2 protein-coding genes are annotated in these 1257 nt (G+C 63.7%); one reads left to right on the top strand and one right to left on the bottom strand.

Annotated features, from left to right (window positions below; translation table 11 throughout):
* Nucleotides 1-267: 267 nt before the first annotated feature.
* The gene (locus C8P69_RS24045) at nucleotides 268-438 is read left to right on the top strand and encodes a spike base protein, RCAP_Rcc01079 family (RefSeq protein ID WP_170118382.1); all 171 of its coding nucleotides are present in this window, start codon (nucleotides 268-270) and stop codon (nucleotides 436-438) included.
* A gap of 120 nt (nucleotides 439-558) precedes the next feature.
* On the opposite strand, the gene C8P69_RS23360 is transcribed toward C8P69_RS24045, so the two are convergent.
* Nucleotides 559-765: a ribbon-helix-helix domain-containing protein gene (locus tag C8P69_RS23360; RefSeq protein ID WP_245902221.1), complete on the bottom strand. Its 207-nt coding sequence runs from the start codon at nucleotides 763-765 to the stop codon at nucleotides 559-561.
* Nucleotides 766-1257 lie beyond the last annotated feature (492 nt).

Raw genomic sequence — 1257 nt, 5'->3', positions numbered from 1 at the left:
CGGCGACGGCGCCCAGTCTCCACCATGTCGAGGCGGCTCAAGACACTGTCAGTATGGCTGTCCATACTCACAGTGCTCAACGATTTGCGTCACTCAGCGCAAGGCGGCCTTCGCCGGATGCATACGAAAGTGGTTGGGCCGCCGACCGAAACGAATGGGGAGAACGGCGCCGTCGCCGAGTTTCTCCCCTCTAGAAATCCTCACGCTTTGCTGTCCCCGCAGTTAGCACCTTCGCGGTGACGCCCGGCCGACGGGGCCGACCTACCGGTGGCGTACTGCTGGCTCTACGTCGGCGGCGCCGGTTCGCTTGTCGTGCGGCCCTGGGATCAGCGGACCGTCACCTTCGGCGCCGTGAATGCCTGGACGCTCCTGCCCCTGCGCTGTGACCGCGTCCTGGCCACCGGCGCGACTGCCACCAACATGGTAGCGCTCGTATAGAGATACTTCCCGAGCCGCCAGCAACCTTGCTAAGCTTGCTGCGCTGCACTGCCTTGGCACTGCGGCAGACCCGCTCGGTATCTGCCAGCCCTCGGCAAGCCTCCCCAGGCTCCGAGCGGGTCACTTTCCCCCAAGTGGGAGGCGGCCTGCGCGTGCCTCCGCGAGCACGGTCAGTCTGATAGCTGACGAGAGATGAACGTCCCCACGCCCCTTATCAATCTCGGACACGAAATTGCTGATGGTTTGGCCATTGCGCTGCGCAAGTTCTTTGAGCGCTTCCCAGAATCCATCTTCCACCGAGACCGAAGTCCGGTGCCCCGCGAGCATGACTGAACGCTTGAGTGTCGGTCGCTGTTCAATAGCCTTCCGAAGCGGCTTTGGCATGTGGTTCATCGATCCGGGTGGGTGACGCGCATTCGTTCGGACCGGCCGAGAACGACGCCGGTAGACGGTAGACCCGTCCGGCGGAGAGTGCTCAGGGGCCGGACGGGTCGATGCCGCAACCGGGCCAGGTGCGACGAATTGACGGTGCCGTGCGTCAATTCTCTTGGAAAGGTAGTGGAATTCCCCTTCGGAATTTTCCGAGGGCCCGCCATGCGGGGACGTTTCGGCAGTGACGATCGGCCATTGGTCAGCCACCGATAGGCTTCCCCGCACCATCGCTCGCTTGGCTTCCCAGTGAACCTGTCCGCGATTGCCAATGCCGCCTGCGTGGTGAGGCCTTAGAGTCCGTCCCGGAACTCATGACGCTCGCGCGATGCGGCGGATAAGAACCATGGCGGCGGCTGCGTAGAGGAAGGCCGTCGCGGAGGCGATGGT

This window comes from Phreatobacter oligotrophus, from assembly GCF_003046185.1.
In the GTDB taxonomy this organism is placed as follows: Bacteria; Pseudomonadota; Alphaproteobacteria; order Rhizobiales; family Phreatobacteraceae; genus Phreatobacter; species Phreatobacter oligotrophus.
Note: the sequence above shows the minus strand (reverse complement) of the source record. Positions and strands in the feature narration are given on the sequence as shown.